This is a genomic window from uncultured Ellagibacter sp., assembly GCF_934636505.1.
Classification (GTDB): domain Bacteria; phylum Actinomycetota; class Coriobacteriia; order Coriobacteriales; family Eggerthellaceae; genus Ellagibacter.
Map to the genome: position 1 here is coordinate 24,371 of NZ_CAKUAL010000017.1, position 7,742 is coordinate 32,112.

The following is a 7,742-nucleotide window of genomic DNA, read 5'->3' on the forward strand; positions in this document are numbered from 1 at the left end:
CTTACTCCTCTCCACCGATAAGGTCGTTGGTCGTATCGTCATTAGATGAATCGCCCATCAATTCTCCCAGTTCAGCTGCGATGTCATCGAGAGCCTTGTCAGACTCTTCCTCAGAAAGCTTCGCGTCCGCGGCAATCGCGTCGAACAGCGCCTGATCCGAATCGTCGTCCTTCTTCTCGACGACGCCTTCGTCCTCGCTGATCGGCTGCATGTCGTGGCCCTCGAGCTCGACGTTCAAGCACAGCGACTTCATTTCCTTCACGAGAACCTTGAAGCTCTCCGGCACCTCCGCGGGCGGGATGTTCTCGCCCTTGACGATGGCCTCGTAAGACTTCACGCGGCCGGCGGTGTCGTCGGACTTCACGGTCAAGATTTCCTGCAGCACGTTGGAAGCGCCGTACGCGTAGAGCGCCCACACTTCCATCTCGCCGAAGCGCTGGCCGCCGAACTGGGCCTTGCCGCCGAGAGGCTGCTGGGTGATGAGGCTGTAGGGGCCGGTCGAGCGGGCGTGAATCTTGTCGTCGACCATGTGGCCCAGCTTCAGGATGTAGGTCTGGCCGACCGTGATCGGCTCGCGGAACTTCTCGCCCGTGCGGCCGTCGTAGAGCCAGGTCTTGCCGGTGCGGGACAGCTGCGGGACGAACTCGTCGCGCGCCAGTTCACCGTACTTGGCATGGTTGATGTTGATGAGGTTCCTGTTCGCATGCTCGATGGCGTCGGAGATTTCCTCCTCGGTCGCACCGTCGAAGACAGGCGTCGCCACGAACTGCGGGCCGGCAACCGGCTTATCGGTGTCCTCGTCAGACCAGCCCCACTTGGCGGCCCAGCCGAGATGGTTCTCGAGCAGCTGGCCAACGTTCATACGGGAAGGAACGCCGAGGGGGTTAAGCATGACGTCGATCGGGGTGCCGTCGGCGAGATAAGGCATGTCCTCCACCGGAAGCACGCGGGAGATGACACCCTTGTTGCCGTGGCGGCCGGAAAGCTTGTCGCCCTGCTGGACCTTACGCTTCTGAGCCACGAAGATGCGGATAAGCTCGTTCACGCCGGGGGCAAGCTCGTCGCCTGCCGCGCGGCTGAAGCGGTGGATGCCGATCACGCGGCCGCCGGAGCCATGGGGCACCTTGAGCGACGTGTCGCGCACCTCGCGGGCCTTCTCGCCGAAGATGGCGCGCAGAAGGCGCTCTTCAGCGGTGAGCTCGGTCTCGCCCTTCGGGGTGACCTTGCCCACGAGCACGTCGCCCGGGAACACCTCGGCGCCAATGCGGATGATGCCGTCAGCGTCGAGATCAGCCGTCATGTCGTCGGACATGTTCGGAATCTCGCGGGTGATTTCCTCGGGGCCGAGCTTCGTGTCGCGCGCGTCGACCTCGTATTCGGAGATGTGGATGGACGTGAGCAGATCTTCAGCAACCACGCGCTCGGACACGATGATAGCGTCCTCGTAGTTGTAGCCTTCCCACGGCATGTAGGCGACCATGAGGTTCTGGCCGAGTGCCAGCTCGCCACCGTCGCAGGACGGGCCATCGGCGAGCACGTCGCCGGCATGGACCTCGTCGCCCTTGCGGACGATCGGGCGATGGTTGATGCAACCGGACTGGTTGGAGCGCTGGAACTTGGGGACCAGGTACTCATCGTATTCGCCGTCATTGTTGAGCACGATGATCGTCTGGCCATCGACGTAGTCGACCACGCCCGGGTTCTGGGCGACCAAAATCTCGCCGGAGTCGACCGCGATGCGGTGCTCCATGCCCGTGCCGACGAGCGGGGCGTGCGGCTTGAGCAGCGGCACAGCCTGACGCTGCATGTTCGAGCCCATGAGGGCGCGGTTCGCGTCGTCGTGCTCGAGGAACGGGATGAGCGACGTTGCGACCGACGTCATCTGACGCGGGGAAACGTCCATGTAGGTAACCTGCTCGGGCAGCACCTCTTCAGGCTCGCCGAACACGCCGGAAGCGTCCTTGGTACGGCAGAGAACGCGCGTCGCCTTGTGGAACACGCCGTCGGCGTCGGTGGTGCCGAACTCGCGGGTCTCGAGGTTGAACGTCTCGTTCGCCTGGGCGATCGTGTAGTTCTCCTCCTCGTCGGCCGTGAGGTAGTCGATGTCGTCGGTCACCTTGCCGTCGACCACGCGACGGTAGGGCGTCTCGATGAAGCCGTAGGGGTTGATGCGGCCGAACGTCGCGAGCGAGCCGATAAGGCCGATGTTCGGGCCTTCAGGCGTCTCGATCGGGCACATGCGGCCGTAGTGGGAGTTGTGGACGTCGCGGACTTCGAAGCCTGCGCGCTCGCGGGACAGACCGCCCGGGCCGAGTGCGGACAGACGGCGCTTGTGCGTGATGCCTGCGGCGAGGTTCGCCTGGTCCATGAACTGCGAGAGCTGGGAGCTTCCGAAGAACTCCTTGATGGCAGCCACGATCGGGCGGATGTTCACGAGCGACTGCGGGGTGATTTCGTCAGGCTCCTGCATGCTCATGCGCTCGCGCACGACGCGCTCCATACGGGAGAGGCCGATGCGGAACTGGTTCTGGATGAGCTCGCCGACCGTGCGGATGCGGCGGTTGCCGAAGTGGTCGATGTCGTCGACGCTCGCGCCTTCCTCACCGGCATGCAGCGCGATGATGTATTTCATCGTGGCGGTGATGTCCTCGTCGGTCAGGGTCGAGGCGTCGTTGTCGGCGTCGAAGCCGAGCTTCTTGTTGATCTTGTAGCGGCCGACTTTCGCGAGGTCGTAACGCTGCGGGTTGAAGAACAGGCCCTCGAGCAGCGTACGCGCGGAATCGATCGTGGGCGGCTCGCCCGGACGGAAGCGCTTGTACAGCTCGATGAGGGACTCTTCCTTGGTGGTTGCCGGGTCGCGATCGAGGGTGCGCAGCACCATGTCGTCGGAGCCGAGAAGCTCGATGATCTCCTCGCGCGTCTCGGCAAGGCCGAGGGCACGGACGAGCAGCGTGGCCGGCTGCTTGCGCTTGCGGTCGATGCGCACGGAGAGGATGTCGCGCTTGTCGGTCTCGAACTCGAGCCATGCGCCGCGGCTCGGAATGACCTTCGCGTTGTAGATGGTCTTGTCCGACGTCTTGTCACGCTCGGATGAGAAGTACACGCCCGGGGAGCGAACGAGCTGGGAGACAACGACGCGCTCGGTACCGTTGATGATGAAGGTACCGCGGTTCGTCATGAGCGGGAAGTCGCCCATGAACACGTTCTGTTCCTTGATTTCGCCCGTCTCACGGTTGATGAAACGGATTTCCACGAACAGGGGCGCCTGATACGAGACGTCCTTCTCCTTGCACTCATCGACGGTGTACTTCGGCTCGCCGAACTCATGCTTGCCGAACTCCACGCACATGTCTTTCGTGCTGTTCTCGATAGGAGCGATGTCCTGGAAAGCTTGCTGGAGGCCTTCTTCCTTGAACCACTTGAAGCTGTCCGTCTGGATTGCGATAAGATTGGGGACGTCCATTACGTCCGGAATCTTCGCGAAGCTTCTGCGATTCCTATAAAGGCTGGTGGGAGCGCTAGTTTTTGCTTTGGCCACGAGGCTTTTCCTCCTTCACGCACGCACTCATTTCCCAAAAAAGTTGCAATCGAAAAAGATACTATGGGGAGCGTGCCGCGTCAAGAAAAATTTTTACAAGCTGTGGAAGTTTTTTGTTCTTTTAGCCTTTAAGCTGGGGGAACGAGGTCGAAAAAAGTTGCTTCTCGATGGTGCGCGCGGCGGAGGGCGGGACGCGTAGCGGCGCGCGGGGCAACACGAGGGGGCGGTGCGCGCGGCCGAGGGGCGCGGGCTCGAGTCAACCTTTCCCAAACGACGGGAGCCCCACCCCGAGCGCGCTTGTTCGAAAGGCGGCGACAATCGAGGCAAAACTGCGGCATCGGGGGCTTCCTCACACTACTATATGCAATCTTTGGGTAAGCTTTTGGATTTATGCCACGAACCTTCGACTGAAAGCCCGTTTTCTCCTCGCAGGCGCTAGGATGGCTTTCAGAAAAAATGGCAGTCTGGAAACGAGACATAGCAGATTCAGCATCGAGGGCGGGCGAGGCGCTTTCCGCCGCCGCAGGATCTCACGCGAAGCCCGAGGAGCGCCCCGAGAGGCGCACCCCGCAGGCACCGAGCGCGAAGCCCGCTGCGACGAAAAGCGCGATCGCAGCATACGCCCTCTCCTTCGTCGTGCCCTTTTTCGTGATTCTCTTCGCGTTCGCATCGAACGGCATCTACCCCTTCGGGGACGTCTCGGTCATGATGTACGACATGCCCGTCCAGTACGCGCAGTTCTTCGGATGGCTCTCCAACGTAATCAACGGCGACGCGTCGCTTTTGTATTCCGCCGACGCGGGCATGGGGTGCGGAACCTACGCGCAATATACCTATTACCTGTCGAGCCCTTTAAACGCGCTCGTCGCCTTCTGCGACCCTTCGCAGGTGCCCTACTTCTTCAGCTTACTCTTCCTTGTGAAGATTCCGCTTGCCGCCGTGACCTGCCTCGTGTTCCTGCGCGGTCGCTTTATCGCGGCAGGTGCCAAAGGGTCTTGCGCAACGCAGGTGCTCGCAGTGGTCGGCGCGATCGCCTACTCGCTCACCTCGTATGTCACCGGGTATTCGAGCAATATCATGTGGATCGACGGCGTGATCATGGCGCCGCTCGCCTGCCTGGGCGTGTACCGCCTGGTGCGCGGACGCGGATGCGCGACCCTGTTCGCGTCGTGCGCGTGCGCCATCCTTTTCAATTGGTACACGGGCTACATGGTGTGCTTCTTCACCATCTTCTACTTCTTCTACGAGTATGCACGCCTGCGCATCGATGAGCGAGAGCATTGCGGGCTGGAGAATGTCGCGGGGGAGGGCGAACCCGGACGCGGCGAGGGCTGCGGGCCAAAGGGCGCTGCGGGCAAGAAGCGCAAGCCTTCAGGTCACCCCCTCATCCACCTGGGCATACGCTATGCTGCGACGATGATTCTCGCTGTGGGGGCCTCCGCGGTGATTCTCTTCCCCACGCTGATCGCGCTTTTGGGCGGCAAGGGATCGGGCGCCGGGCTGGCGTCGCTTGCGGGGACCATCTTCTCGCTCAACCCCTTCGACTACGCGAACTTCTTCGCCATCGGCACGCGGCCGGGCATCATCGTCGCGAACGCGACCCCCGCGATCGTGATTTCGGCCCTCGTGCTCGTGGGCGTCGCCGTGTTCTTCGTCGACGCGCGCAGGTCCCGCGCGCTGCGCATCGCGGGCGCTGTCATCGTGGGGATCCCCGCCTCGTCGCTCGTCCTCATCCAGCTGAACACAATCTGGCTCGGGTTCGTTCCCGAGTCGTCCTACACGGGCCGCATGGCGTTTCTACTGCTACTCACAATGGTGGCGCTCGCCTTCGAGGGCATCGCATTCTGCCTGGACAACAGGAGTGAGACGCTCGTCGTCACCGGGAATCCCCAAAACCGCCCCGTGCGCCACACCTCGCTGCGCGCGGTGGTTAAGGGCGGCGCGGCGGCGTTCCTCATCTTCGGGTGCGCCACGTTCAACGTGTGGTATCGCACGCTCTCGATTCGCCCGAGTGCCGCGAACGCCGTGCTCGAACTGGTGCTGATCACGGGATTCACCGTTTTCCTCGCGCTCATGGTGCGTCAGGACCTGCGGGTTCCCGCCGAAGGGAACGCTCGCGGGAGGCGCACGGCGGGGCACAAGATCCTTGCCCGAGCGGGGATCGCTTGTCTGGTCGTCCTGTTCGCCTTCGAGCAGTGCTACGGCACGGCGGCTCAATACGCCGCGTGTAACATAAGCGCGAGCGAATACTCAAACCGCATCAACGAGCTCGAGAAATACTACGAGGACTACCCCACCGACAACGGCTTCGCGCGCACGGGGCAAACGTGCGTGTACTACGGGTCGTCGAAGTACAACGGACCCGATTGCACGGGGCTTGTGCTCAGCGGGTCGGGCTCGTTCGATTTGTACTCGTCCACCCAGGAAAACAGCGTGCAGAACCTGCTCATGCGCCTCGGCTACTCGAAGAAGACACCGTTCGGAACGGCGTACCAGTCGCCCAACACGGCCGCCGACGCGCTTCTTTCGGTAACCAACGTCATCGCCGAGGAGCAGCCGCCCGAAACCGAGCTCGTCGCCGACCATGCCCATGAGCTCTACGGTTCTTATCGCGACTGGAAGACGACCTCGTCGATGCCGCTCGGCTATGGCATTGCGGCCACAGCCGAGGAGACGGAGCTGGCCAATAAGGCGGACTACTCGGGTGCTGCGGCCGATGCGACCGACGACGAGCCCACCGACGCATGGAGCGCCAACCCCTTCAACAACCAGATAGCCATGTACGCATCCGTCACGGGCGCCGATGCGAGCGGCCTCTACCATAAGGCGACCGCCGTCGACGCGGGGACAGGCGGCACGGACCAGCGCGACTTCACCGTCACTACCACGAGCGCGGGGCCGCTTTTCCTCTACTTCCCGAGCATCTACCTGCTCGACATCGAGGAGAGTGGCATCTCCTGCTATGCGCAGGTCAACGGCACAACCGTCGAGCACGTCGGCGGGCGCGGGTCGTGCAACGTGGTGTACGCGGGCACGTTCGACGCGGGCGAGACCATCACGGTGTCGATTGTCCCGACCGCCAAGGGGCAAACAACCGTGGACAAGCACGGGCGCGTCGTCGGCACGAAAGAGGCCCTCTTCGACGCACCGATCGAGGCGGCCATCAAGGCGGAAACGCTCGACGTCGACGAGATGAAGACGCTGCTCGGAAAGCTCGATTCTGCCGGTTTCTCGTTGAAGTCGTTCTCGAACGGCCAGGTGAGCGCTACCTTCGACGCCCAACGCGACGAGACGCTCCTCATCTCCATCCCCTACGAGAAGGGCTGGAGCGCCACCGCGAACGGACACGAGGTGCCGGTTCATGAGCTTTACGGCGGGCTTTTGGGCATCGACGTCACCGCGGGCACCAACGACATCGAGCTTCGCTACATGACGCCCGGCCTCATACCAAGCGCGATTATCAGCATCGCGAGCGTCGCTGCGTTCTGCGCATGGCGCGCCTTCGAGAACCGTCGCCATCGCACGCGCGCGACCAGCGGAAAGAGAGCAGCGCAATGACCTATCCCTACAGCTTGAGCTTCGTCGTCCCCTGCTATAACGAGGTCGACAACATCCGCTTGTTCGAGCGCCGCGCCTTCGAATGCTTTGACGCGGAAGGCATCTCACTTGAGATCGTGTTCGTGAACGACGGCAGCCAAGACGGCACGTTCGAGCTGTTGCGCGAGGTCGTGGGCGAGGCCGACCCTTCCCACCCCATGCAAGCCGTGCAGTTCTCCCGCAACTTCGGCAAGGAGGCGGCGCTGTATGCGGGCATGGAGGCAGCGCGCGGCGAGTGCATCTGTCTCATCGACGCCGACCTGCAGCAAACTCCCGAGGACGCACTGCGCATGTACAAGCTGCTTGCGGACAAACCCGAATACGACATTGTCGCGGCCTGTCAGGTCGAGCGCAAGGAAAGCATCGTGCTGAAGCTGTTCAAGCACTCGTTCTACAAGACCTTCAACGGCATCTGCACCGACATCGAGATCCCCGCGAACGTGAGCGACTTCCGCGTATTCCGCCACGCCGTGGCCGACGCCCTGCTCTCGCTGCCCGAAGGCCAGCGCTTCAGCAAGGGACTTTTTGCGTGGGTCGGGTTCAAGACGCTCGAGGTTCCCTACGAGCCGGACGCGCGCGCCAACGGCGAGAGCAAATGGTCGGTGAG

The 7,742-nt window shown here is 62.7% G+C and carries 3 protein-coding genes; 2 read left to right on the plus strand and 1 reads right to left on the minus strand.

The genetic code is table 11. The annotated features are described in order from the left end of the window. Window position 1 precedes the first annotated feature (1 nt). The gene (locus Q0G18_RS03590) at window positions 2-3,538 is read right to left on the minus strand and encodes a DNA-directed RNA polymerase subunit beta (protein WP_297149556.1); all 3,537 of its coding nucleotides are present in this window, start codon (window positions 3,536-3,538) and stop codon (window positions 2-4) included. A 456-nt stretch (window positions 3,539-3,994) separates the two neighbouring features. On the opposite strand from Q0G18_RS03590, the gene Q0G18_RS03595 reads away from it, so the two are divergent. After that, window positions 3,995-7,096 carry a YfhO family protein gene (locus Q0G18_RS03595; protein ID WP_297149558.1) on the plus strand — a complete coding sequence of 1,034 codons (3,102 nt, stop codon included), beginning with the start codon at window positions 3,995-3,997 and terminating at the stop codon, window positions 7,094-7,096. Beyond that, window positions 7,093-7,742 (plus strand): glycosyltransferase family 2 protein (locus Q0G18_RS03600; protein WP_297149560.1); only part of this gene is annotated, 650 nt, incomplete at its 3' end. The genes Q0G18_RS03595 and Q0G18_RS03600, both read left to right, overlap by 4 nt.

Excerpts from the sequence above, each read along its gene's own strand:
- Q0G18_RS03595 (WP_297149558.1), top strand. The coding sequence starts at position 3,995 with ATGGCAGTCTGGAAACGAGACATAGCAGATTCAGCATCGAGGGCGGGC.